Raw genomic sequence first — 24,353 nt, 5'->3', positions numbered from 1 at the left:
TTTTTTATTGCATAATCTGACCATATGGCTGGTTGTGATTTCGGTAATAATTCAAACAAGGATTGATTCAAATTTCCAAGAGAAACCTCCTTTCTTTTCATTATTAGGTAGTTGCCTGTTAAATTAATTTTGTTTTAAAAATTATGTAGTTTTGAGTATTCGCTTACATCCTAAAATGATTTGAGTTTTCCTTGATCGATAGGGAAAATTCTCTTAATTTAAGGAACAGGGAAGTTATTAATTGAGCAATAAAAATCAATTGAATCATAGTTACAATTATCAAATGTTAAAAGAACTTATTTTACGAAACAGAAGTTACCGACGGTTTTATGAGGAAGAGCAAATATCCTTAGAAAATATTCGGCAATGGATTGATTTGGCAAGGATGGGTGCATCCGGCCGAAACGGACAAACACTTAAATATCAGATTGTGCTGAGTGCTGAGAAACGAAACCAGGTGTTTGATACTTTAGCATGGGCTGGTTACCTGTCAGATTGGGATGGACCTGTTGAAGGAGAGAGGCCAACCGCTTATGTAATCATGCTGAATGATGAAGAGTTAGGAAAGAATTATTTTAGCGATGATGGAATTGCAGTTCAGAACTTACTGCTTGGAGCTGTAGAGATGGGGTTTGGCGGTTGTATCATTCGTGCTTTTAAAGAAAAGGAATTACGGAAAGTGCTGCAGATTCCTTCGAATTATAAAATTATACAAGTAGTTGCTTTAGGAAAACCTAAGGAGGTGGTTGTGATTGATGAGATGAAGAATGAAGATATAAAATATTGGCGGGATGAAAATCAGGTTCATCATGTTCCAAAGCGAAAATTAGAGGATCTGATAATAGGAAACCTATAGTAAGTAAAAATTTTAGAGATGAAAAAAACGTGTGTTAGTTGTTTGGTAGTGCTTCTGTTACTGCTTATAATAGAAAATGTAAGTGCTCAGAAAGTTAGAACTGATTCAATCTTTTTTACCGGTGCTGTATTGGATCAGGAAGAATTATCACCTTTGCCTTATTCTCATTTTCGGGTAAATGATAAAAGAGCGGGAACTACCAATTCTTTTGGAAGGTTTTCGTTTTGGGTGAACTCCGGCGACACCATTCAATATACCTATGTAGGGTATCATGATGTAAAGATTATTGTGAGTGACAGCTTAAAACAGAATGCTTACTTATTTGGCGTGTTTATGGCAAAGGATACAATAGCTTTGCAGGAAGTTCTTATTTTGCCGCGGTTTGGTGATTTTAGAGAAGCATTTATCAATGCAAAGGTGAATACACCGGAATATGTTCGGGCTAAAAACAATATCAATTCAGCCACCTACGAAGCTCTTACCAAACAACCGGAAAAAATGGACGCAAAGGCGAATACGGATATGTTGGTAAAACATCATGTTATTATGAATGAGCACCATGTTATGGTGCCTCCGGATATGATGGTTGGTGTTAGTGTCGCAAGAACTTTGCCTGAGGTGCAGCGGATGAAGAGAAAAAGAGAATTGAAGATTCCCGATAACTTGATTACAGATAAGGAGATAACGACCTTAAAGCAAATGTATAAGTATGGTGTAAAGAAAAAAGAATAAAAAAAAAAGCGGTGATATTTCACCGCTTTTTCATTGCCAAAACTCAGAGTGATACTACCCTCTGTTAAATAAAGCTTTTATAATTAGCATAGCCATTTTAGGATTTTCCTTCAATCTTCTGGTAGAATATCCAAACCAATCTTTTCCGAAAGGAACGTAGACTCTCATGCTGTGACCTTTGTCTATAATCATTTTTCTAAGTTCAGGAGTAACTCCATAAAGCATTTGGAATTCATATTTGTCCTTAGGAACATTGTATTTTTTTATTAATTCAAAAGCCGGTTCAACTACATTCTTATCGTGAGTAGCAATTCCAGGATAAACATCGTTTTGGAACATGAACTCCAACCCCTTAATAAAGTTTTCATTTACCTTTTCGTACTTTTTGTAGGCTATTTCTGCCGGCTCAACATAAATTCCTTTGCAAAGACGATAATTCAATTTTGAACTGCCGTTTTGCATGTCCATCATATTACTTAAATCATCTAAAGTTCTTTTTAGATAAGCTTGAACTACTAAGCCAACATTGTTCGGGAATTCTGCTTTTAATCTTCTGAAAAGTTTAATTTCTCTATCCACACAGAGAGAATCTTCCATATCTACACGAACAAAGTTGTCATATTCTGCGGCTTTAGCCACAACAGTTCGGATGTTTTGATAGCAAACCTCTTCATCAATCAGCAAACCAAAAAAGGTAGGTTTCACCGAATAGTTGCCATCAATTTTATTTTCCTGAAAAACCTCAATGATATTAAGGTAAGCCTCTTTGTTTTCAGTTGCCTGACTTAAATCTTCTATAAATTCACCCAAAAGGTCTACAGTAACTTTAATACCTTCTTTATTCAGTTCTTTTGAAGCATTAATTGCTTCTTCGATGGTTTCGCCGGCAATGTATCTTTTAGAAAAGATCCAAACCAGCTTTTTAGGCATATATGGCAGGGTAGCTGCTATTAATTTATTAAACATTGGGATAGGTTTTAAATTGTTTATTAGGGTTTATTTATGGGATCAATGTAAATAGTATTCCAAAATAAAAGAATGATGTTTATCAGCAATTATTATTTCAATATTTTAAGTCTGTCAAGGATTCCCGAATGTGAATTTTGATGTCACAGTATTTTTTAGTCTCCTTTTTAAGCTTATATTTGTTAGGCAAAATCAAAAAAAAATAAATACTACCGACAATGACTTTTGTATTTCAGATGCTCATAAAGATGAAATCTTTATTCTGATTCCAAAATTTCAATTGACCGGGAAATAATCTTGAATAATTAAATCTTAAAATACCTATGAAAAATTTATCTATTGTTTTAAATGCGGTACTAATTGTAGCAGTTGGTATTCTTTATGTACTTCATTTTTCTAATTCGTCAGCAGATTCTAAAAAAGTAAAATCGGTGGCAGGTGAAGGTGCAGTTGTTTATATTAACACCGATTCATTGTTAACTAATTATAATTTTTCCCGTGATTTGAATGAAAAATTTCTTAAAAAGCAGGAAGATTCAAGAACTGATTTCAACTTCAAGGCTCAGAAGTTAGAGAAAGAAGCAGGTGAATTTCAACGTAAAGTTCAAAATGGTGGATTCCTAAGCCGCGAGAGAGCTGAAGAAGCTCAACGTGTATTGATTGGAAAACAACAGAATTTACAACAATTGGATCGTGAGCTTTCAAACCAATTAATGGGTGAACAACAGGCAAACAGTAAAAGATTATTCGATAGTGTTACTAACTATTTGAAAGAATACAATGCTGCTCATAATTACAGCTTAATTTTAAGTACAACAAAAGGAGGAAATGTTCTTCTTTCTCAGGATGGATTAGATATTACAGCGGAAATAATTACTGGTTTAAACAGCAGATATACACCTGCAGCTAAGTAAATTTCAACAACAAAATATTTTAAGGGCAGATCAGCTATGCAAGCTATCTGCCCTTTTTTATATCTTTGTTTTTTTTAAGATGTAAGATTTTAAAAGACATCTTAAAGAACTGAAATTTAAATTGCTGTTTATTGAGAAATGAAGATTAGTTTCGATGGAGAAACTATCAATTCTCAACTCTAAAATAAAACTATGGCTTTTGCTGATAACTATCTGAAAAAACAACGTCTGTATCCCGATTATATTAAAGATATAGCTTCGGAACAACTAAATATCATTGTTACTATTCCGTGCTTTAATGAGCCTGATTTGATTCCAGGTTTACAGGCTTTGTGGAATTGCGAACGTCCGGATTGCAATGCAGAAGTAATCGTAATTGTGAATTCAGGAGAGTTGGCCGGCAAAGAAATACTTGCACAAAATGAGAAAACCATTGCTGATGCAACGAACTGGATGGCAGATCATCAGGATGAGAAGTTGAAATTCTATTTAATTCATCAGCCAAATTTGCCTAAGAAATTTGCAGGAGTTGGTTTGGCGCGAAAAATTGCGATGGATGAGGCGGTAAGTCGTTTCAATAAAATTGACAAACCAAATGGAATTATTACTGGTTTTGATGCCGATTCGGGATGTGATGCCAATTATTTTGTTGAGATTGAGAAGATGTTCAAAAAGCATCCAAAGGCGAATGGAGCTAACATATTTTACGAGCATCCTTTGGAGGGAACAGAATTCGATCAGCCAATTTATGATGCCATTGCTCAGTACGAACTTTACCTGCGGTATTATATGTTGGCCATGCGGTATGCCGGTCATCCGCACGCCTTTCATACGGTAGGTTCCAGTTTTGCTGTTACGGCAAAAGCTTATATCATGCAAGGTGGAATGAATCGCCGGCAGGCAGGTGAAGATTTTTATTTTCTGCAGAAAATTATTGCTTTGGGTAAGTTCTATGAGATTAAAACCACCAGAGTTATTCCTTCACCAAGAGAGTCAGATCGGGTTCCATTTGGAACAGGCAAAGCAATTTCCACCTTTATGGAAAAAGGAATTATCGATTACAAAACCTACAATTACTCTGCTTTTAAGGATGTGAAAAAATTTTTTGATCGTGCCGATGATTTTTTTGGTGTTGATTACGATACTTATTTAAATAAATTGATTGTTGATCTTCCAGGTCCCGTACGTTCCTATTTAAAAGAGGATAATTTCTTTGAAGCATTGGAGGAAATTAACCGAAACTGTTCCAGTGTCGAATCATTTCGGAAGAAATTCTTTGGAGCTTTTAATGCTTTTAAAGTACTGAAATACCTGAATAATGTTCACGAGCAATTTATTGATGAGGAGAGCATTGTTGTTTGTGCCAAACAACTACTCATCGATCTTGGTATCGAAACCAAAGGGATTTATTCTGCAAAGGAGTTGCTGGAGATTTATAGGGAGTACGAAAAAAACCATGAATAATAGAAAAGACGTTGCCTGCAACGTCTTTATTCTTCTATCATTATAAATATATCTTCGCCTTTTTTCTTCATTAAATATTGTTCGCGGGCGAATTTTTCAAGATTTTTACGATTGGTTTTCAGCTCGTGAATCCGATTCTTGTCTGTTTCAATTTTCTCAATAAAGTAAGCCTTTTCTTTTTCAAGAGATTCAATAGTATCTTCATTTCCTTTTCGTTCCCAAACAGAGTGTTGATCGAAAAAGAAAAGCCAAAAATAAAAGATCAGAAAAGTGATTACGTATTTGTTACGTACAATTCTGAGAATTATAATTTGTGCTTTCTTCTGATTCATTTTGTTTCTATTTGCATGCTAAATTACAAAGAATATGTGAAAGTCTGAAAGTAGGAGGGGTGAAATGTAAAAGAGTAGGAAGTTTGATTCGATGAAAGCTAAGTAAATGAAAAACGACCGAAGAGAACTCCGGTCGTTTTACTCAATTCAATTTTGGTATCAAAAGATTGATTTTCTTATTCTCAAATCTCACATTTGATATATCAGATCTTTAAGATTAATCCTCTAAAAAGTTAGGATACATATAATCTGTAGCTGAAACAAAAGTTTCTTTAATTGTACGTGGAGAAACCCAACGCAATAGGTTGATCATAGAACCCGCTTTATCGTTGGTTCCGGATCCTCTTCCACCGCCAAATGGTTGTTGTCCTACAACAGCACCTGTTGGTTTGTCGTTAATATAGAAGTTACCTGCTGTGTGAGTTAAACGTTTCACTAGTTTTTCAATAGCGTAACGACAATCAGCAAAGATAGCACCGGTAAGGGCATACATTGAACCTTTATCAAGGATATCCAAAGTCTCATCTACCTTGTCATCTTCGTATACAAAAATGGTAAGGATAGGGCCAAACAGCTCTTCTTCCATAGTTATATAATCGTGTTTTAAAGCTCTGATAATAGTTGGAGCAATAAAATAACCTACCGACTTGTCGTAAGTACCACCTGCCACGATTTCTGCATCAGGAGAAGCTTTTGCTGCATCGATAGCTGAAGATAATTTATTGAAAGAAGTTTCGTCAATTACTGCATTCACAAAATTGGTGAAGTCTTCAGTTCCACCCATTTTAATTTTTTTCAAATCTTCTTTTACAAACGCCATTACTTCTTCATACTTGCTTGCAGGAATGTAAGCGCGGGATGCAGCAGAACATTTTTGTCCTTGATATTCGAATGCTCCACGGGTGATTGCAGTCGCTACTTCTTTAGCAGGAGCAGTCGGGTGCATGAAAATATAATCTTTACCACCGGTTTCACCTACGATACGTGGATAAGACTTGAATTTATGGATGTTTTCACCAATATTTTTCCAAATGTCCTGGAATACACCTGTTGATCCTGTAAAGTGAATACCTGCAAAATCCGGAGAACTGAATAGTACTTCAGAAGCAGCAGGACCTGATACATATACCAAGTTGATAACACCGGCAGGAACACCGGCTTTCATAAAGATTTCCATTAAAACCTTAGCCGAATAAACAGCAGTTTTAGATGGTTTCCAAACAATACAGTTACCCATCATAGCAGGAGCTGTTGGCAGGTTACCGGCAATAGCTGTAAAGTTGAAAGGAGTAAGTGCAAATACAAATCCTTCCAGCGGACGTTGCTCTACGCGATTCCAAATTCCTTTTGAAGATATCGGTTGTTGTTTGTAAATATCAGTCATGTACTGAACGTTGAAACGAAGGAAATCAGCAATTTCACAGGCAGAATCAATCTCAGCCTGAAATGCATTTTTCGATTGTCCCAACATAGTAGCAGCATTTAATTTCTGACGGTAAGGACCGGAAATTAATTCAGCAGCTTTCAAGAAAATAGAAGCGCGATGCTCCCAGGCCATTGCTTCCCAAGCTGGTTTTGCAGCTAAAGCAGCATCAATAGCCATTTGGATATGTTTTTTCTCACCTTGGTGATAATGACCTAGTACATGCTGATGATCATGAGGAGGAGTCATTGCAAATAAATTGCCCGTACGAACCTCTTCACCACCAATGTACATAGGCACATCGATCACTTCGGAACGCATTTTTTTAATTGTAGCTTGTAATTCAGCTCTTTCTGGAGATCCAGGAGCGTAGGATAAAATTGGCTCGTTAGTTACGGCAGGAACGTTGTATATACCTTTGGGCATAATGATGTGGTTTTAAGGGTTATTTATTATTTTCTTTCTTTGCAAATTTAAAGAAAACACAAAGCATCAGTAATGAGTATTGTCATACTTTTAAAAAAGAAAAGAAACTTTTTTAGGGTAAGAATTTCACAAGTTTTTCAAGCTGTGATTAAATTTATATTTGTGCTGATTCTACAGCAGGATCAGTTGTTTTTCTAATCTTAATATTTAGGTAAGCAACAGCAATGGTCATTATAGGACTAATGATGTTGAAAAAACAAAAAGGGGCGAAGGCAACAGTCGCTACACCCAATGCTCCAGCCTGCGCGGCACCACAAGTATTCCAGGGAACTAACACAGAGGTAACAGTTCCTGCATCTTCAAGAGTTCGGCTCAAAACTTCAGGTTTTAAATGCTGATCTTTGTACGATTCCGAAAACATTCTTCCCGTAACTACAATAGAAATGTATTGATCCGAAGCAGTCAGGTTCAGAAATCCACAACTGGCCACTGTAGTTGTTACCAGCGATCCGGTGGAACTAACTGCTTTCAGCATGGTTTCGGTGATTTTGTGCAATATGCCTGCTGTTTCCAGAACACCGCTAAAAACCATAGCGGTTAAAATCAGCCAAATGGTATTGAGCATCCCGGCCATTCCACCCGTCGATAATAAATCCTGAATATTTTTATTTTGAACAGGAATACTAATATCCGTAAAGATGGATTGCATTACCGTATGATAACAAGCTTGTATATAGGAGCCGCTTCCCGAAATTTGCTGAATAATCTGTGGCTGAAAAATAATGGCAAATACGCCTCCTATTAATGTGCCGGCAAAAATTGCAGGCAGGGCAGGCACCTTTTTGCTGATAATCACAAAGAGCAATATAGGAACCAAAAACAGCCAAGGAGTAATTGTAAATGTTGCTTTTATAGCTGCCTGAACCTCACGAATGCTTTCCGGATTAATCTCTCCTTGCTTATTAAAACCGATCGCCAGAAAAATCAACAGAGTGATAAGGATGGAAGGTATGGTTGTATACATCATGTAACGAATGTGTACAAATAAGTCGACCTCTGCCATTGCCGAAGCCAAATTGGTTGTATCGGATAAGGGAGAAATTTTATCGCCAAAGTATGCGCCTGATATAATTGCACCGGCTACAATGGCGTTATTGTATTCCATTGCATTGCCAACACCCAGTAAAGCAACTCCAATGGTTGCAATGGTCGACCATGAACTCCCTGAAACAACTGAAACAATTGCACAGATTACTACAGATAGCATTAGGAACAACTTTGGATTGAGAAATTCCAATCCGTAGTAAATCATTGCTGGAACCACACCGCTAATCATCCACGTGCCTGCTAAAGAACCAATTAATAGCAGTATCAGCATCGAAGGCATTGCCGTACTAATGCTTTCAACAATCCCTTTCTGAAGGTCATCCCAGTTTTTACCATGTCGCAGAGCAATTAGTCCACCAACAGCAGCTACCATTAAAAGTGAAAACTGATTGGCACCTTCAATTGCTCCATCGCCAAAAACAATTGCATTTACACTTAGCAGAATAATTAGTAAAATAATTGGAATAAGGGACTCCAAAAGGGAGATGGTTTTGTTTTTTTCGTTCATTTGTGGTTTGTGGTCGGTTAATATAGGGGGTGAACTTACGAAAAAACAATTGGAAAAGAAATGGTACGTATAATTATTGCTTTCGTATTATGCAGGTTTGATTGTTAAATGAAGATTGGGAATTGCGAAAGCGTAAAAAAATTGATCCAAAATAAATACCGGCCAGTGCAGGATACAGTTTTTTTACTCCGGAGTATAGAAAAATATCAAAAAGCGCAGGGAAATATCACATGAGGTCGGGAAAATTACTCAAGAGTAGGGAAATGCAGTAAAAAGCGCAGGAAAATCACTCAAGAGAAGTCAAAAATTGCTCAGGAGTGAAATAAATTGATGGAAAGCTGGGGAAACTGCTGAAAGATGACAGAAAGTCACTGAAAAGTGAAATAAATGGATGAAAAGTCGGGGGAATTGCTAAAAAGTGACGGAAAGGCAGAAAAAGTACACGAAAAATGATCTCCTAAGAATGAAAAAAGGGACATGCTGCAAGCACATCCCTTATAACTATAATGTATGGGTATATTTCTATTCCTCCAAAGTAGTCAGCTCCTGATAACGCGTTGGCACCATTCCTATACTATCCAGCAAATGCTGATCTTCGTTCACCGTCATGTTTTTTACGGTAAGCAATTTATCTCCGAAAAAGATAGAGTTTGCACCGGCAAGGAAACAAAGCGCTTGTCCTTCCTGACTGTAATGGGTCCGGCCTGCAGCAAAAGCGATTACTGCTTTTGGCATCAGAATACGGGCAGTTGCAACGGCACGTACCATTTCAAAAATACCAATGGTTTCTTTTCCGAAAAACGGAGTTCCCTCAACCGGCACCAATGAATTCAACGGTACGTTGTAAGGGTGATTTTCCTGATTGGATAGCGTGCGAAGCATTTCTATACGGTCTTCGTCGGTTTCGCCCATCCCTAAAATACCGCCGGAACAGTAAGAGATACCCGCTTCCTGCAAATTGGCAAGAGTTTCGAGTCTTTCACTGTATGTACGTGTGGTGGTGATGTTAGGGTAGTGACGCTCCGAAGTATCAATGTTGTGATTTACGGCAGTAATTCCCAAATCAGCTAATTTTGCAGCCTTTTCTTTGTTGATCATTCCCATGGTGCAACAAACCTCCAGTCCAAGCTTTTTTACTTCGGTAATCATCTCAGCCATTTCGTTGAAACGGTCATCACGATTCCCATCTCTGCCGGCAGAACTCAGGCAAACACGTTTTACACCATTCTCTTTGGCAATTTTGGCTTCTTCCAAAACCTGCTCCAAGCTTAATTTTACTGGTTTTACATGTGTGTTGTAACGGGCAGATTGGGCACAATATCTGCAATCTTGTGAACATGCTCCGGTACGAACCGAAATTAAGGTGTTCATGTTCATTTTTGTAGAATCGTGGTACTTGCGGTGAAGGTTGGCTGCTTTGTTCACCAAATCCAGTAATGGCAGGTCGTAAATTTCTTTAACTTCTTCGTGTGTCCAGTTGTTTCTGATATCACTCATAACTTAGGTTCTTTTTTAGTTTCTAAAATTGCGGGAATAGGAATTAGTAGAAAGAACCTTTTTCGTTTGTTGATGAGGTTCAGTCTGACTGGTTTTGGTCGTGCTCTGGTTTTGCAGTACCTTAACTTGCATGAGTTCGAAGCGCAAGGCTTCCAATTCATCAGTCTCATTCTTATCCCTGCTGTTTAACGGTACATAGCAAAATCCGGAAAAGCCGCACTCAGTTGATGGAACCAGTAAATTATAACTGGTGTTGATACAGGAAATTGTAATTTCCTTGTTCATGCTGGCAAAAGCCGCATAGCCTTTTCGGCTCCATCGTCTGAATACCTGCGAGTCCGATTTGTATCGACCTTTGTTAAAAACAGGATTCATATGTGTTTAAATTTAAATTAAGAAAAAGCAAGATAATGATTCTCTCTATTTCGGAGTCAAAAGTATTCTTTTTTTTTAAGAAGGAAATACTTTTACAACATATAGGAATCTGTCGGGTAATGACTTTGCATACAAGGTCCTTGTGCTTTGATCTTTGGTCTAAAATTTAGACGTTGAATTAATGGTTTTGTAACCAATCAGCATATCGTAATTTAAAGCTATATCATGATAGTAAACGTAAATCATGTAGTTATTTTCGGTTTCCCAATGCGAGCCTTCAATATACGTAAGGTCAGGTGTCTTTTTTCCATTTTCGAGTAAGGCGTATTGATAATTGTAGTATCCTTGTTTTAAGAAAATTGTTTTGCGGTAGCTGCCGGTATCAAAATCGTATTCCATTTTGTTTTTATCAGAACAAGTCCAATTACAGAAGCCGCCGTAAACATAAAGATTCCCATGCTTAATTTCATTGTCGAACGGCAAGCAAAATGTGACATTGCAATAGTCTGCTTCGGTAGATGGTTCGTCTCTTTCCTGAACATCAATTAAAAACCGGCCATTTAAATCCTGTTCGTAAATGTACTGTTTAAAATGACGGTTGTTTCCAGCTGTCAACAGAACATTTGTTTGTTCATTCTCTTTGGTGATTTCTTTGATATAGCGGGTTTGGTACCTCAGACTTTTCAAATCAAAATTTCGGAATTCGTTGCCTCCTGGAAAAACATTTTCCATTTCGTAATCAAAAACCAATTCATTTTTACGGATAAAAAGAGGTTTTAGGTTTTTCTCACTTCCATCTAATCTCCCGTTTTGAGTTAGCACAACTTGTAAATCAGCATGAGGATTATCAATATTGAAATTTGGATGAAGAATACTAAAATCGACCTCCTGATGTGTCTCTCTTAAATCAATTGCAATTGGATGTTTTACATCTCCTTTAATTTCAACTTTCGAATTCAAAAGCATAAACCGTTGCCGGATAATTACTTTTTCAGGATCGAAATCTTCATAGATTTCAAGGATGTAATTGCCTGATAGTTTTAATTGTATCTCGTTGTTGGGGATTTTCAGGGAATAATGAATAAAACCAACATTGGTAGTAAAGGAATGTTCGTAATCTTGAATCTGGTTTTCAGTAAAACCATCAATAAAATCAAATTCACTTAAGCCGGAATTGTGCCAATCAGATGTGCAATGGATAATTTTGTAGGAGTAATCCTGAATATTTTCTGTAATGTCATCAAAAGAAAAAAGGAGTTGATTATCTCCATTAAGTTCTATAATTGGTTCTGTTAGTTCCCAGTTAACCGGATGCATCAGAACAGTATGGATGCTTTTTTTTAGTATTTCATTGAAATAAACGGTCTCAGATTCAGAGTTGTATGCAAACAATCCCTTTGGAAGGATAAGAAATATAATGCTTATGTAAACAACTAGATTTTTATGCATTTGAATATGTATATATGCTGGTTAAAAATAGAACAAATGACTTCAAAAATACAAAATTGCTTTATATATTTGTGTTCGAAAATTTTACGACTCCTTAAAAATGATGCGCATAGCGTTCAATAACATATCGCGTATCAGTGTAAAGATTGTGAATTAGAGATTAAATTAGTTATTTTTGATGCAAATTAATAAATTCAAATAGTTTAACATGTCTGAAGTTAAAAAGATCAAAAAAGGCTTAGATATTAAGCTGGCAGGAAAGGCTGAAAAGGTACTTGAAAAAGCTGATCGTTCTGAGACATACGCCATTAAACCATCCAATTTCCCCGGATTAACACCTAAATTAAAAATTAAGGTAGATGCTGAAATAAAAGCAGGAGATTCTCTGTTTTTCGATAAGTACTGTCCTGAAATTAATTTTGCTTCTCCGGTCAGTGGTAAGGTTATTGCCGTAAATCGTGGAGAACGAAGAAAGATTTTAGAGGTAGTGATTCAAGCAGATGCTGAGATTCAATACCAGGAGTTTAAAAAGGCTGACCCTAACGTACTTTCCCGTGAGGAGATAAAGGAAAAGTTGTTGAAAAGTGGTCTTTGGGCATTTGTTCGTCAACGTCCCTACGATGTGATTGCGAAACCTGAAGATACTCCGAAAGCAATTTTTGTTTCAGCTTTCGATACGGCTCCATTGGCCGCGGATATTGACTTCCTTTTGGAGAATGAAGCAGTGGCATTTCAGGCGGGTCTTGATGCTTTGGCAAAATTGACTGATGGAAAGTTATATTTAAATACGAATCCTAATCTGAACCAAAGTAAAATTATTTCGGGAGCTAAGAATGTAGAAGTACGACAATTTACAGGTGTTCATCCTGTAGGAAATGTTGGTATTCAGATTCACCACATTAGCCCGATGAATAAAGGAGAAGTAGCTTGGGTTATTCGTCCGCAGGAAGTTATTTTCATCGGAAGATTATTCACAAAAGGCATCTACGATGTAAGTCGTAAAATTGCACTTTGCGGATCTGAAGTGAAAACCCCATGTTATTTTGAAACAATTTTGGGAGCATCTGTACGAAATATCTTAAAAGGTAAATTGAAAGATGATGAGAAAATCCGCGTTATTTCAGGCAATGTTTTAACAGGAGAACAAATCTCTGAAGACGGATTTCTTAACTTTTACGACTCACAAATTACCGTTATTCCAGAAGGAGATAAATTCGAATTTTTAGGTTGGGCATTACCTGGTTTACAGAAATTCTCAATGTCGAAAACATTCTTCTCTTGGTTAACACCAAATAAAGAATACCGTTTGGATGCTAATCTTCATGGGGAGCATCGGGCTTTCGTAATGACAGGCGAGTACGACAAGGTATTACCTATGGATGTGCTTCCACAACAATTGGTTAAATCCATTATGATTGAGGATATCGATCAAATGGAACAGTTGGGAATATACGAAGTTGCTCCGGAGGATCTTGCTTTATGCGAATTCGTTTGTACATCGAAAATTAATGTACAGGATTTGGTTCGTAAAGGAATTGATCTGATGATTAAAGAAATGAGCTAAGAAAAAACGGATAATATTATATAATGAAAGCACTAAGAAAATTTCTTGATAAAAAGAAACCCTTATTTCAAAAGGGTGGGAAGTTTGCAAAGTTGCAGTCGTCTTTCGAGGCATTTGAAACTTTTCTATTCGTTCCCGATCATACATCCCATACCGGTACACATATAAAAGATGCTATTGATTTAAAGCGTACAATGTCGATTGTTGTTATGGCTTTAATTCCTGCATTACTATTTGGGATTTACAATACAGGATACCAGCATTTCCTATCTGTTGGCGAGCTTGCAAATACTGATTTTTTAGATATTTGTATTTATGGTTTGATTAAAATCCTTCCGATTATCGTTGTTTCATACGTGGTTGGTTTGGGTATTGAATTTGCATTTGCACAAATGCGGGGTCATCAGGTAAACGAGGGGTTCCTTGTTTCGGGTATGCTAATACCTTTAATAATGCCTGTTACGGCTCCTCTTTGGATGGTAGCTGTGTCAACTGCATTCGCTGTAGTTATTGGTAAAGAAGTATTTGGCGGAACTGGAATGAATATTTGGAATCCGGCTTTAGTTGCCCGTGCATTCTTCTTCTTTGCTTACCCATCAAAAATGTCTGGTGAATCAGTTTGGATTGCAGAAAAAGCGGATAGCTTTTCAGGAGCAACACCATTGGCACATGCGGCCAATTTGGTTGATGTAAAAGGTGATGCAGCTGTTACTCTTTATCAACAACATCTTTCAAATGTTTGGGATATGTTTGTTGGTTTGATTCCAGGATCAATAGGAGAAACATCTACAATAGCTATTCTAATTGGAGCAGTCATTTTAATTGCAACAGGAATTGGCAGCTGGAAAATTATCGTTTCGGTATTTGCCGGAGGATATGTAATGGGAATGCTTTTCAACCTGATTGGTGGTAATTCTTATATGGAATTGATACCGGCATGGCAGCATCTAATTATGGGTGGTTTTGCTTTTGGTGCTGTATTTATGGCTACTGATCCGGTATCGGGAGCACAAACAGCCAGAGGTAAATATATTTATGGTTTCCTAATTGGTTTCCTTGCTGTTTTGATTCGCGTATTGAATGCAGGTTTCCCGGAAGCTATGATGTTATCGATTCTACTGATGAATACTTTTGCACCGCTAATTGATCATTATGTGGTACAGGGAAATATCAAAAGAAGATTGAAACGGGTTAAGGTGAGTGCTTAAACAAATAATCAATTAGAAAATGAAACGAGCCATGACTGAAATTTTATCGGAACAAGTACAGGTAAAATATGGCGAGTTCCATGTGGCAATTAAAAATATAAATTATTAATCACATGAATACTCAAAGCAATACATATACATTTCTTTATGCCTCCATTATGGTGGTGTTAGTTGCGGCGGTTCTTTCTTTTGCTGCTTTGCAACTTAAGCCGCGCCAAACGAGGAATATCGAAATAGAGAAAAAGCAAGACATTTTAAAAGCTGTCAATATTGCTTCCACTCCTAAAGATGCAGAAGAGTTATACAATCAATTTATTGTACAATCTTTTATTGTTAATTCGAAGGGAGATATTACTTCGGAAGATAAGGATGCAACTTTTGCTGTAGACTTGAAAATTGAGAACAAAAAGAAATTGGAAGAAAGAAAATTACCGGTTTTCATTTTTAAGAAAGAGGGAATTGGGGAGAAAATGATTATTCCAATTAGAGGCAGAGGAATGTGGGGACCTATTTGGGGCTTTGTTTCTATGGAACAGGATGGAAAAACCATTTATGGCGCTACATTCGGAAACAAAGGCGAAACTCCTGGTTTAGGTGCAGAAATTTCGAAACCTGAATTTCAGAAACCATTTTCTGGAAAACAAATTTTTGATGAGACAGGAAAGTTTACTTCTTTAGCTTTGGTTAAAGGTGGTGGTGCTGTTGGTCATCCTCATGAATTCGATGCGGTATCCGGTGGTACTGTTACTTCAAAAGGTTTAGAGGCAATGCTTCGTGAAAACCTAAGCAGTTATGAAATGTATTTAAAATCTTCAAAATAAGCACGAGATGAGCGATAAAGAACCATTATTCTCCGCTAAAAATCGGAAATTGCTGAAAAATCCATTGAGTAGCGACAACCCGATTACCGTACAGGTATTAGGAATTTGTTCAGCTCTGGCGGTTACAGCAAAGTTGGAACCGGCAGTGGTGATGAGCCTATCTGTTATGGCTGTGACTGCATTTGCTAATGTTATTATATCATTATTAAGAAATACAATTCCTTCACGTATTCGTATTATTGTTCAGCTTGTAGTTGTAGCTGCATTGGTAATTGTAGTTGATCAGGTATTGAAAGCTTTTGCCTACGAAGTAAGTAAGCAACTTTCAGTATTTGTAGGATTAATTATTACTAACTGTATTATTATGGGACGTTTGGAAGCTTTTGCTCTTGGTAATAAGCCATGGCCAGCCTTTCTGGATGGAATTGGTAACGGTGCCGGTTATGGCGTAATTTTAATAATTGTAGCTTTCTTCCGTGAATTGTTGGGATCAGGTGCAATTTATGGATTTCAAGTGGTACCGAAAGCCTTTTATGATATGGGATATCAAAACAACGGCTTAATAATTCTTCCTCCAATGGCATTGATTACTGTAGGAATTATTATTTGGGTTCAAAGATCTAGAGATAAATCTTTAATTGAGTCGAACTAATTGTAAAGAAAAATCGAAACATGGAAAATCTGATTAATATATTTATCAAGTCGATTTTTATCGACAACATGGTGTTCGCATTCTTCTTAGGAATGTGTTCGTATCTGGCTGTTTCAAAAACGGTAAAAACTTCAGTGGGTCTTGGTATCGCTGTAATTTTTGTTTTGGGAATAACCGTTCCTTTAAATTACCTGCTAAACAAGTACATTCTGGTTAGCGGAGCTCTTACCTGGGTAGATCCTTCATTTAAAGATGTTGATTTAAGCTTTTTAAGCTTTATCATGTTTATAGCAGTAATTGCTTCTTTGGTGCAGTTGGTTGAAATGATTGTCGAAAAATTTGCTCCGGCTCTTTATTCTTCTTTGGGTATCTTTCTTCCCTTAATTGCGGTTAATTGTGCGATTTTAGGAGGATCTCTTTTCATGCAGGAAAGAGACTACGGAACTTTGGCAGAAGCAACTTCATTTGGTCTTGGATCAGGTATTGGTTGGTTTCTTGCTATTATTGGTATCGCTGCAATTCGTGAAAAAATCCGTTACTCAAATATTCCTGCGCCATTACGTGGACTTGGAATTACATTTATTGTAACAGGTTTAATGGGAATTGCATTTATGAGCTTTATGGGGATCAAACTCTAAGCTTTTAACTAATTATGAATTATAATTTATGAGTTATAATTGTAAATTATAGAATACAGGTTATTTGTTTGATTTGAAAATCAATATCATTTGAACAGATAAGCCCTAATTCTTAATTAATGATTAATCATTCATAATTTTAAAAACTGGAATAGAGATGATATTATTAACAACACAGGGAACAGTTATTGCCACAAGTATTGTGATTTTCCTACTTGTGATCCTGGTACTGGTTTCTATCCTTTTGTATGCAAAAAGAAACTTACTCCATCGGGAGAGGTTACTATTGATATTAATGAAGGAAACCTAAAATTGGTTGTAGAGCCAGGCAATACCCTATTGGGAACTTTAGGAGCTCAGAAAATATTCTTACCATCAGCTTGTGGTGGTGGTGGAACCTGCGCAATGTGTAAGTGTCAGGTGCATGACGGAGCAGGTAGTATATTACCAACAGAAACAGGTTATTTTACTCGTAAAGAAGCTCAGAACGACTGGCGTTTGGCTTGTCAGGTAAAAGTAAAAGAAGACATTAGCATGTCGATTCCTCAGGAAATTATGGGAATCAAGAAATGGGAATGTGAAGTGGTTTCCAATAAAAACGTAGCTACTTTTATTAAAGAGTTTGTAGTTAGATTGCCGGAAGGTGAAATTCTTGATTTCAAATCGGGAGGGTACATTCAAATTGATGTACCTAAAATCGATGTTGACTTTAAGGATATGATTATTGAAGATAAATATCGTGGGGAGTGGGAGCAATTTAAGATGTTTGATCTTAAAATGAAAAATCCTGAACCTACATATCGTGCCTATTCAATGGCTAACCATCCTGCCGAAGGAAATATTGTAATGTTGAACATTCGTATTGCAACTCCTCCGTTCGATCGTGTAAACGGTGGTTGGATGAATGTGAATCCGGGTATTTGTTCTTCTTTTATTTTCTCTCGTAAACCAGGTGATAAAGTTACCGTTTCAGGACCTTACGGTGAGTTCTTTATCAAAGAGACTAACAACGAGATGATGTTTATTGGTGGTGGTGCTGGTATGGCTCCAATGCGTTCTCATATCTTTCACTTGTTCCATACAGTGAAAACCGGTCGTAAGGCTACTTTCTGGTATGGTGCACGCTCTTTAAAAGAGGTGTTTTATGCAGATCAGTTCGATGCTATCGCTGCTGATTTCCCTAATTTCGAGTGGCACTTAGCTCTATCTGAGCCTCAGCCGGAAGATAATTGGGATGGACCAACTGGATTTATTCACCAGGTGATTTACGACAACTACTTATGCAAACATGAGGAGCCGGAAGATGTTGAGTATTACCTTTGCGGACCTCCAATGATGAATTCAGCTGTTACAAACATGCTGTATGAATTAGGAGTACCAGACGAAATGGTTGAATTTGACGATTTCGGATCGTAATTTATATATAACAAGCCTCGAAGAATTCGAGGCTTGTTTGTTTTTATAAGCTTGATTATTTTTGTTTCACTAATACCTTTTTAAAATACGAACTATTATTTAGTCATGAGAAATTTATTTAATTCATTCGCTCTTGTTGGTATCCTGATCTTATCATCGTGCCAAAACAATAGTAAAAATTATTATTTCGATGAAGGGCAGATATTTGGCACCTTCTATCACATCACATACGAGTATACAGGCGACAAAAGTCTTCATGATAACATAATGGCTAAGTTAGCAGAATTCGACCTGTCTCTGTCCACTTATAAGCCTCAGTCGGTAATTTCAAGGGTAAACACTAACGATACAAGTGTAGTGCTGGATCACTATTTTCTAACAACCTTTAAAAGAGGAGAAGAAATTTCGAGGATTACGAATGGTGCATTTGATATGACTGTTGCACCTTTGGTTAACGCCTGGGGTTTTGGATTTAAGAATAAGCTCGATCCTGAGATGATTCCTGTTGATAGTTTGCTGGAAATTGTTGGCTATGAAAAAGTACGTTTGCTAAATGGGAAAATTGTAAAGGACGATCCCAGAATAATGTTCGATGCTAGTGCTATTGCAAAAGGATATGGTGTTGATGTTGTTGCCGATCTTTTGGAATTAAATGGTGTTAGTAATTATATGGTTGAAATCGGAGGTGAAATCCGCGCTAAAGGTGAAAATGATAAAGGCAGAATCTGGCGTGTGGGTATTGATAAGCCAATTGATGATCCATCAACCATGTCGAGAGAAATACAAGAGGTAGTTCAGATGGGAAATGGAGCCTTGGCTACTTCGGGAAACTATCGTCAGTACTACATTAAGGATGGGAAAAAATATGCTCATACAATTGATCCCCGTATAGGATATCCGGTTCAGCACAGTCTTCTTTCGGCCTCTGTATTTGCACCGGATTGTATGTCAGCCGATGCCTATGCAACCAGTTTTATGGTGTTGGGATTGGAAAAAAGCATTGGAATTGTTGAGAAAGATTCACTATTGGAAGCTTATTTTATTTATGCGGATTCTTTGGGTAATTATAAAACCTATGTAAGCGAAAAGTTAAAGGATTCACTCATAAAGTAGATTGAATTGATGATAGGGAGGGGGTGAAAATTATCGGTTCTCGATTTCCGCAGCTTGGAAAATAAGTAGTTGTTATGAAATAATACAAACAACGGAAAATAAAAAACCGATAACTCAATTCTTTATTGTGTATCACAATTTTCTTTGTCCGGATCGGTACAGTTACAAGAACCACAGCTGCCACCGGTAAACTTTGCATTTTTATCGAATAACAACTTAATACCAATTCCGATAAAAGCAAGCAGCAATAAAAATAGTGATAGTAGTAATATCTTAAAAAACACTGCCATTTTAAATTAGATTTAAGGATACTCCCGTTAAGGATACGATTGTAAAATTAGATAGTTATATATCTAATGTTAAAATTTAAATTTATTTTCGGCTTAGAGAGATTTTAATTCTTTCTCTAAAAGTGTTAATTGTTTGAATTGAAGCGATTTTTTGGCTTTAGCTTGCTCCATTTTATCTTGCGAAGTAGCACATCCAATTCCTCTTTTCTTCAAATCTTTATTATTTCCAATATGGAGTTCTGGAAATTTACCATTCTTTTTAACCAATATAGTAATAGCAAAACCTGCAAAGCCAATTGCCAGAAGAAAGCTTGTTATAAGTACGACTGTAATCATTTGAATAGTTCTTAATTTTTTATAAAAAGAGCTGTAAAAGCCTTTAAATTATTTTGGTATAATACCAATTTATTATTTGTTGACAACAAGAAGAGTATTACATTAGTAATACAAATAAATTAATAATAAGTAGTTATTATTCACAGGCAAAGATATCATTTCGGTATTGTTCTTCCAAACAAAAACAGATTTAAAGGTCTGTAAATACTTGGATAAAATATTCTTATTTAGAATAATTCTTGCTAAATTTGATCTAAATTTAACTGAGGGATATTCTGTTAAATAAGCACACTAACACATCTTTGTTTGCAATTGCAGGGGGGAAAAGCTTTGCAGACTAATAACGCAAAATTATATGTCGGAAATGGTAAAAGAAGATAAGGAGACAAAAAAAGAAAATTTGTCATTCAACGATTTTACAACTGAAGTACTGGAAGATTATCGAATTGCCAATGTTAGCCGCCAGTTAAGTATATGGGGGCGAAAAGAAGTATTAACAGGTAAAGCGAAATTTGGAATATTTGGGGATGGAAAAGAAGTTGCTCAGATAGCTATGGCCAAGGCCTATAATAATGGCGATTGGCGCTCTGGATATTATCGCGATCAAACTTTTATGCTTGCATCTGGTATGTTATCAAGTGAGGAATTTTTTGCTCAATTATTTGGTGAGACCAGACTGGATAAAAATCCGGCTAATGGGGGCCGTTTAATGAATAATCATTATGCATCCCGAAGTTTAAATGAGGATGGAAGCTGGAAAAATTTAACAAATCAGAAAAATTCATCCGCTGATATTTCACCAACAGCGGGTCAAATGCCAAGATTACTGGGCTTAGCTTACGCATCAAAAATGTTTCGGCAAAACAAAGAATTACACAATTTCCCTGAGTTTTCAGACAAGGGAAATGAAGTAGCTTTTGGTACAATAGGAGATTCCAGTACTTCCGAAGGTCATTTTTGGGAAACCATTAATGCTGCCGGTGTTCTGCAGGTCCCTATGGCTATGAGTGTTTGGGATGATGGCTGGGGGATTTCAGTTCCGAATAAATATCAAACAACAAAATCGAATATATCAGAGGTTCTTAAGGGGTTTGAAAAGGATGAAAATGGAGATGGTTACTTAATTTATAAGGCAAAGGGATGGGATTATGCTTCGCTTTGTAAAATGTATATGGAAGGTGTTGAACTTTGCAGGAAAAATCATGTTCCGGTATTATTTCATGTGACAGAAATGACTCAACCCTTAGGGCACTCAACCTCGGGTTCGCACGAGCGTTACAAAACTAAGGAACGTCTCGATTGGGAAAATGAATATGATCCAATTAAAAAAATGAGAGAATGGATTCTTTCCCTTGAATTAGCAACGGAGGAAAGCTTAGACGAAATTGAAAATGCAGCTCTGGAAGAAGTGAAAATGGCAAGAAAAGCTGCTTGGAAGTCTTTTTCTGATCCAATATTAGAAGAAAGAGATGCATTGATTGAATTGGTTAAGAATGCCGGTTGCGATTGTAAAAAAACGGAGCGAATCGATAAAATTGTAAATGATCTCAAAAAGCTTATTCATCCGGTTCGAAAGGATAATTTTACGGCAGCAAAGAAAATACTGCGTTTTATTTGTAGTTCATGCGAAAGCTTCAAACCTTTAAAATCGCAGTTGCAGTTGTGGCTTAAAAATTCTCTTGAGGAAAATCATGAACGATACAGCAGTCATTTATACAGCGAGACTGATTTAAGAGTGCAAAACATCAAAACTTGTGCTCCTGTTTACTCTGACGAATCAAAAATGGTAAACGGACGTGAAGTGCTTCGCGATAATTTCGATAAACTTTTTAGTAAATATCCTTTACTGTTGACTTTTGGTGAAGATACCGGCTTTATTGGCGGCGTAAATCAGAGTTTAGAAGGAATGCAGAAAAAATACGGCGATCTTAGAGTTACAGATACAGGAATAAGAGAGTCTACAATTTTAGGTCAGGGAATTGGTTTGGCATTAAGAGGATTGCGTCCAATTGCCGAGATCCAATACTTCGATTATCTGCTGTATGCATTGCAAACTATGAGTGATGATTTGGCTACATTGCAATACAGAACCAAAGGAGGTCAAAAAGCACCGGTAATTATTCGTACCCGCGGTCATCGTTTGGAAGGAATTTGGCATTCGGGTTCGCCTCTAAGCATGGTGATTAACTCAATCAGAGGAATTCATGTGTGTGTACCAAGAGATATGACCAAGGCAGCAGGCTTTTACAATACACTTTTAGAATCGGACGAGCCGGCATTAGTAATTGAGCCACTCAATGGTTACAGATTAAAGGAAAAAATGCCTGATAATTTAGGTGAGTTTAATACTCCATTAGGGATACCTGAAGTTTTAGAAGAAGGAACTGATATCACATTGGTTACTTATGGATCATGCGTGCGAATTGCAGAAGATGCAGTTAAGCAATTGAAAGATTTTAATATTTCAGTTGAACTGATTGATGTTCAGACCTTATTACCATTTGACATTAATAGTCGAATTCTTGAATCAGTAAAGAAAACCAATCGGATTGTATTTTTCGATGAGGATGTACCTGGAGGTGCTACTGCCTTTATGATGCAGAAGGTGTTGGAGGATCAGAATGCTTATTATTATTTGGATTCAGAACCGAGAACTATTACTGCTAAGGATCACCGGCCAGCATATGGTACCGATGGAGATTATTTCTCGAATCCTAATGCCGAGGATGTTTTTCAGATAATTTATGACATCATGAGAGAATCAAATCCTCAAAAGTTTCCACCTATTTATACGAATTAAGAAATTATTTTTTTGAATTGATGAGACTGGATTATTAACCGATTCAGTCTCTTTTTTTGTTAAAAATTGTTAATTGTGAGATTATTCTCATAATGATGTCACCCTTTTTTTTGATCAACCTGTTATAGTATTGTTCGAGAGGATCTATAGGGGAGAATCTTGAATATTTTTAGTTAGTGATTGTTGGATACAATGTGGTAATTCTAGACAACAAACCAATTCTAAAAGGGCTCCAAAATATACGGAGTAACAGCTATCCCGAAAGGGATAGCTTCTCTTTTCGGAAATAACTATGACTTTCACGCAACCTTTTTTACTATTTTGATCATTATATTATTTGGGTGTTTTATCATTCGCTCAAGAACCCTTCTTGGTTATTTTAGGGGTATTCCAAGATTTCTGGAAATAATTGATTGTATGTGGTAGTTCAATTAATTATTAATTCTAAAGGGCTCCAAAATATATTGGAGTTACAGCCATCTCGAAAGCGATGGCTGTTTTTATGTATGTTGTTGTAAATTATTTTAATGATTAAAATTCCAAGCGGTCATTGATTTTAGTATAGGACAATATTAATTATCACTTATTTACTATGTAAGTATTCACCCTATTAGGGTTTTTATTTGTCTTATATATGTTCGGGAGAATCTATAGGGGAAAATTCCGGATATTTTAGTTAGTGATTGTTGGATGCAATGTGGTAATTCTAAACAACAAATCAATTCTAAAAGGGCTCCAAAATATACTGGGGTAACAGCTATCCCGAAAGGGATGGCTTCTCTTTTTTTGTATCTTTAAGTCAATCCAAAATTTAGCTTCTATGATAAAAAATGTATGCTTTTCTGATGCTGAAGACATCTGTAAAATCTATAATCATTACGTGAAAAATACTGTAATTACTTTTGAGGAAGATGAAGTTTCTCTCAAAGAAATGGAATCAAGAATTTCAAGTATAACAGCTAAACTGCCATGGATCGTTTTTTCTGAAAATGGAAAAATGTATGGCTATGCTTATGCGAGTGAATGGAAATCAAGATGTGCTTATAGATATTCGGTTGAAACTACGGTTTACCTGCATCCTGATGCCAGAGGAAAAGGAATTGGTACTTTGTTGTATCAGGAATTAATAAGAAAGCTGTTAAAATTAGAGTTGCATGCGGCAATTGGTGGCATTGCTTTGCCAAATAATGCCAGTGTTGCATTGCATGAAAAAATCGGCTTCAAAAAAGCAGCGCACTTTAAGGAGGTCGGATATAAATTTAATAAATGGGTAGATGTTGGATATTGGGAATTGATATTGAAATAGTTAATAATTGTTAAAAATTATGAGTCCATACCACCTTTTTATAAATAAAGTTGTCTTTAATGTATAGAACTTTTAGTTAGTGTTGGTTTGATACATTGTGGTTAGTGGTATAATTGTCAAATATGATAATTGCAAATCAGCATAAAGTTTACTCCCGGCA

General features: G+C 36.4%; 22 protein-coding genes. 13 read left to right on the top strand and 9 right to left on the bottom strand.

The window, feature by feature from the left end; all coding sequences use genetic code 11:
• Positions 1–283: 283 nt before the first annotated feature.
• Together ACY0M5_RS19710 and ACY0M5_RS19705 are read left to right on the top strand one after the other, a co-directional pair.
• Complete coding sequence (locus ACY0M5_RS19710; RefSeq protein ID WP_461630336.1) at positions 284–856, top strand: nitroreductase family protein; 573 nt, start codon at positions 284–286, stop codon at positions 854–856.
• Positions 857–874: 18 nt separating this feature from the next.
• Positions 875–1,588, top strand: a complete 714-nt coding sequence (locus ACY0M5_RS19705; RefSeq protein WP_124992358.1) for a peptidase associated/transthyretin-like domain-containing protein — start codon at positions 875–877, stop codon at positions 1,586–1,588.
• 54 nt (positions 1,589–1,642) lie between these two features.
• On the opposite strand, the gene ACY0M5_RS19700 is transcribed toward ACY0M5_RS19705, so the two are convergent.
• Positions 1,643–2,554: a proline dehydrogenase family protein gene (locus ACY0M5_RS19700; RefSeq protein ID WP_461630335.1), complete on the bottom strand. Its 912-nt coding sequence runs from the start codon at positions 2,552–2,554 to the stop codon at positions 1,643–1,645.
• A gap of 323 nt (positions 2,555–2,877) precedes the next feature.
• Between ACY0M5_RS19700 and ACY0M5_RS19695 the strand changes: the two genes are divergently transcribed.
• On the top strand, positions 2,878–3,468 hold the full coding sequence (locus ACY0M5_RS19695; RefSeq protein WP_124992356.1) for an OmpH/Skp family outer membrane protein: 591 nt from the start codon (positions 2,878–2,880) through the stop codon (positions 3,466–3,468).
• Between the two features lie 192 nt (positions 3,469–3,660).
• Entirely contained in the window at positions 3,661–4,932 is a 1,272-nt protein-coding gene (locus ACY0M5_RS19690; protein WP_461630334.1) for a glycosyltransferase family 2 protein, read from the top strand.
• Positions 4,933–4,958: 26 nt separating this feature from the next.
• On the opposite strand, the gene ACY0M5_RS19685 is transcribed toward ACY0M5_RS19690, so the two are convergent.
• The 6 genes from ACY0M5_RS19685 to ACY0M5_RS19660 all read right to left on the bottom strand — a co-directional run bounded on the left by ACY0M5_RS19685 (position 4,959) and on the right by ACY0M5_RS19660 (position 12,049).
• The gene (locus ACY0M5_RS19685) at positions 4,959–5,264 is read right to left on the bottom strand and encodes an FtsB family cell division protein (protein WP_101308262.1); all 306 of its coding nucleotides are present in this window, start codon (positions 5,262–5,264) and stop codon (positions 4,959–4,961) included.
• A gap of 217 nt (positions 5,265–5,481) precedes the next feature.
• Entirely contained in the window at positions 5,482–7,113 is a 1,632-nt protein-coding gene (gene pruA, locus ACY0M5_RS19680; protein WP_461630333.1) for an L-glutamate gamma-semialdehyde dehydrogenase, read from the bottom strand.
• Positions 7,114–7,267: 154 nt separating this feature from the next.
• The gene (nhaC, locus tag ACY0M5_RS19675; protein WP_461630332.1) at positions 7,268–8,728 is read right to left on the bottom strand and encodes a Na+/H+ antiporter NhaC; all 1,461 of its coding nucleotides are present in this window, start codon (positions 8,726–8,728) and stop codon (positions 7,268–7,270) included.
• Between the two features lie 522 nt (positions 8,729–9,250).
• Positions 9,251–10,225, bottom strand: coding sequence for a biotin synthase BioB (bioB, locus tag ACY0M5_RS19670; protein WP_461630331.1), 975 nt, complete (start codon positions 10,223–10,225; stop codon positions 9,251–9,253).
• A gap of 15 nt (positions 10,226–10,240) precedes the next feature.
• Positions 10,241–10,600 (bottom strand): hypothetical protein, encoded by a 360-nt coding sequence (locus tag ACY0M5_RS19665; protein WP_461630330.1) that lies wholly within the window; start codon positions 10,598–10,600, stop codon positions 10,241–10,243.
• A gap of 159 nt (positions 10,601–10,759) precedes the next feature.
• Positions 10,760–12,049 carry a type IX secretion system plug protein gene (locus tag ACY0M5_RS19660; RefSeq protein ID WP_461630329.1) on the bottom strand — a complete coding sequence of 430 codons (1,290 nt, stop codon included), beginning with the start codon at positions 12,047–12,049 and terminating at the stop codon, positions 10,760–10,762.
• Between the two features lie 208 nt (positions 12,050–12,257).
• Between ACY0M5_RS19660 and ACY0M5_RS19655 the strand changes: the two genes are divergently transcribed.
• The 7 genes from ACY0M5_RS19655 to ACY0M5_RS19625 all read left to right on the top strand — a co-directional run bounded on the left by ACY0M5_RS19655 (position 12,258) and on the right by ACY0M5_RS19625 (position 19,461).
• A complete protein-coding gene (locus ACY0M5_RS19655; RefSeq protein ID WP_124992348.1) occupies positions 12,258–13,613 on the top strand; it encodes a Na(+)-translocating NADH-quinone reductase subunit A in 1,356 nt (451 codons plus the stop codon).
• 23 nt (positions 13,614–13,636) lie between these two features.
• Positions 13,637–14,821, top strand: coding sequence for an NADH:ubiquinone reductase (Na(+)-transporting) subunit B (locus ACY0M5_RS19650; protein WP_461630328.1), 1,185 nt, complete (start codon positions 13,637–13,639; stop codon positions 14,819–14,821).
• Positions 14,822–14,934: 113 nt separating this feature from the next.
• Complete coding sequence (gene nqrC / locus ACY0M5_RS19645; protein ID WP_124992346.1) at positions 14,935–15,642, top strand: NADH:ubiquinone reductase (Na(+)-transporting) subunit C; 708 nt, start codon at positions 14,935–14,937, stop codon at positions 15,640–15,642.
• 7 nt (positions 15,643–15,649) lie between these two features.
• Positions 15,650–16,294 (top strand): NADH:ubiquinone reductase (Na(+)-transporting) subunit D, encoded by a 645-nt coding sequence (locus tag ACY0M5_RS19640; RefSeq protein ID WP_101308272.1) that lies wholly within the window; start codon positions 15,650–15,652, stop codon positions 16,292–16,294.
• A gap of 20 nt (positions 16,295–16,314) precedes the next feature.
• Positions 16,315–16,932: an NADH:ubiquinone reductase (Na(+)-transporting) subunit E gene (nqrE, locus tag ACY0M5_RS19635; RefSeq protein WP_101308273.1), complete on the top strand. Its 618-nt coding sequence runs from the start codon at positions 16,315–16,317 to the stop codon at positions 16,930–16,932.
• 126 nt (positions 16,933–17,058) lie between these two features.
• A complete protein-coding gene (gene nqrF / locus ACY0M5_RS19630) occupies positions 17,059–18,348 on the top strand; it encodes an NADH:ubiquinone reductase (Na(+)-transporting) subunit F (RefSeq protein WP_461631698.1) in 1,290 nt (429 codons plus the stop codon).
• Positions 18,349–18,453: 105 nt separating this feature from the next.
• Positions 18,454–19,461, top strand: coding sequence for an FAD:protein FMN transferase (locus ACY0M5_RS19625; protein WP_461630327.1), 1,008 nt, complete (start codon positions 18,454–18,456; stop codon positions 19,459–19,461).
• 122 nt (positions 19,462–19,583) lie between these two features.
• Here ACY0M5_RS19625 and ACY0M5_RS19620 read toward each other — a convergent pair whose 3' ends face one another.
• Both ACY0M5_RS19620 and ACY0M5_RS19615 read right to left on the bottom strand, forming a co-directional pair.
• Positions 19,584–19,751 (bottom strand): hypothetical protein, encoded by a 168-nt coding sequence (locus ACY0M5_RS19620; protein ID WP_154675801.1) that lies wholly within the window; start codon positions 19,749–19,751, stop codon positions 19,584–19,586.
• A gap of 93 nt (positions 19,752–19,844) precedes the next feature.
• Positions 19,845–20,087, bottom strand: coding sequence for a hypothetical protein (locus ACY0M5_RS19615; RefSeq protein WP_101308289.1), 243 nt, complete (start codon positions 20,085–20,087; stop codon positions 19,845–19,847).
• A 355-nt stretch (positions 20,088–20,442) separates the two neighbouring features.
• Between ACY0M5_RS19615 and ACY0M5_RS19610 the strand changes: the two genes are divergently transcribed.
• Positions 20,443–22,887 carry an alpha-ketoacid dehydrogenase subunit alpha/beta gene (locus tag ACY0M5_RS19610; protein ID WP_461630326.1) on the top strand — a complete coding sequence of 815 codons (2,445 nt, stop codon included), beginning with the start codon at positions 20,443–20,445 and terminating at the stop codon, positions 22,885–22,887.
• Positions 22,888–23,707: 820 nt separating this feature from the next.
• Positions 23,708–24,193 carry an arsinothricin resistance N-acetyltransferase ArsN1 family B gene (locus ACY0M5_RS19605; protein WP_124992343.1) on the top strand — a complete coding sequence of 162 codons (486 nt, stop codon included), beginning with the start codon at positions 23,708–23,710 and terminating at the stop codon, positions 24,191–24,193.
• The last annotated feature ends 160 nt before the right edge of the window (positions 24,194–24,353 follow it).

The organism is Labilibaculum euxinicum, assembly GCF_963678175.1.
In the GTDB taxonomy this organism is placed as follows: Bacteria; Bacteroidota; Bacteroidia; order Bacteroidales; family Marinifilaceae; genus Labilibaculum; species Labilibaculum euxinus.
The sequence above is the reverse complement of the archived record's forward strand: the minus strand, read 5'-3'. Positions and strand labels throughout refer to the sequence as shown.